Source organism: Peribacillus sp. NPDC096622, assembly GCF_044762665.1.
In the GTDB taxonomy this organism is placed as follows: domain Bacteria; phylum Bacillota; class Bacilli; order Bacillales; family DSM-1321; genus Peribacillus; species Peribacillus frigoritolerans_B.
Genome location: NZ_JBIWES010000064.1, coordinates 1 through 1,071, shown reverse-complemented (window position 1 = coordinate 1,071; position 1,071 = coordinate 1). Strand labels below are relative to the sequence as shown.

At 50.0% G+C, this 1,071-nt stretch carries 9 tRNA genes and 1 rRNA gene; all 10 read left to right on the top strand.

From position 1 onward, the window contains the following. A 5S ribosomal RNA gene (gene rrf, locus ACIQYG_RS26920) occupies window positions 1-95 on the top strand; the annotation flags it as partial. Window positions 96-105: 10 nt separating this feature from the next. Then, window positions 106-181: transfer RNA gene (locus tag ACIQYG_RS26915), tRNA-Val, on the top strand. An 11-nt stretch (window positions 182-192) separates the two neighbouring features. Then, window positions 193-268: transfer RNA gene (locus tag ACIQYG_RS26910), tRNA-Thr, on the top strand. A 42-nt stretch (window positions 269-310) separates the two neighbouring features. Continuing rightward, window positions 311-386 (top strand) — tRNA-Lys (locus ACIQYG_RS26905). A 9-nt stretch (window positions 387-395) separates the two neighbouring features. Further along, window positions 396-477 (top strand) — tRNA-Leu (locus tag ACIQYG_RS26900). A 5-nt stretch (window positions 478-482) separates the two neighbouring features. Continuing rightward, a tRNA-Gly gene (locus ACIQYG_RS26895) sits at window positions 483-557 on the top strand. 12 nt (window positions 558-569) lie between these two features. Then, window positions 570-658 (top strand) — tRNA-Leu (locus tag ACIQYG_RS26890). Between the two features lie 9 nt (window positions 659-667). Further along, window positions 668-744 (top strand) — tRNA-Arg (locus tag ACIQYG_RS26885). Between the two features lie 8 nt (window positions 745-752). After that, window positions 753-829: transfer RNA gene (locus ACIQYG_RS26880), tRNA-Pro, on the top strand. A 9-nt stretch (window positions 830-838) separates the two neighbouring features. Further along, window positions 839-914, top strand: a tRNA-Ala gene (locus tag ACIQYG_RS26875). Window positions 915-1,071 lie beyond the last annotated feature (157 nt).

The window sequence follows — 1,071 nt, the reverse complement described above, 5'->3', positions numbered from 1 at the left end:
GTCACACCCGTTCCCATTCCGAACACGGCAGTTAAGCTCTTCAGCGCCGATGGTAGTTGGGGGTTTCCCCCTGTGAGAGTAGGACGCCGCCAAGCATTCATATATGGAGGATTAGCTCAGCTGGGAGAGCATCTGCCTTACAAGCAGAGGGTCGGCGGTTCGATCCCGTCATCCTCCACCATTTTTACACTTGCCGGTGTAGCTCAACTGGTAGAGCAACTGACTTGTAATCAGTAGGTTGGGGGTTCAAGTCCTCTTGCCGGCACCATTTTCATACAAGCTTGATATAGCATATATAAATAGTTTATATGAGCCATTAGCTCAGTTGGTAGAGCATCTGACTTTTAATCAGAGGGTCGAAGGTTCGAATCCTTCATGGCTCACCATTTTATTATGCGGGTGTGGCGGAATTGGCAGACGCACCAGACTTAGGATCTGGCGCCGCAAGGCGTGGGGGTTCAAGTCCCTTCACCCGCATGTTCGCGGAAGTAGTTCAGTGGTAGAATACAACCTTGCCAAGGTTGGGGTCGCGGGTTCGAATCCCGTCTTCCGCTCCACTATTTATTTATGCCGGGGTGGCGGAACTGGCAGACGCACAGGACTTAAAATCCTGCGGTAGGTGACTACCGTACCGGTTCGATTCCGGTCCTCGGCACCATCTTAATATGCGCCCGTAGCTCAATTGGATAGAGCATCTGACTACGAATCAGAAGGTTGTAGGTTCGACTCCCGCCGGGCGCACCATGTTTTTTCGGGAAGTAGCTCAGCTTGGTAGAGCACTTGGTTTGGGACCAAGGGGTCGCAGGTTCGAATCCTGTCTTCCCGACCATTATTTTTTGGGGCCTTAGCTCAGCTGGGAGAGCGCCTGCCTTGCACGCAGGAGGTCAGCGGTTCGATCCCGCTAGGCTCCACCAAAAAAACTTGACAAGCCGATTCGGCTATGTTATGATATGAAAGTTGATTCTTTAAGAAGAGTCAAATTGCTCTTTGAAAACTGAACAAAACAAAGCGCCAACGTTAAATTTTAAGTGAGCACACACTATCAAAAAAGCAAATGAGCAAGTCAAACAT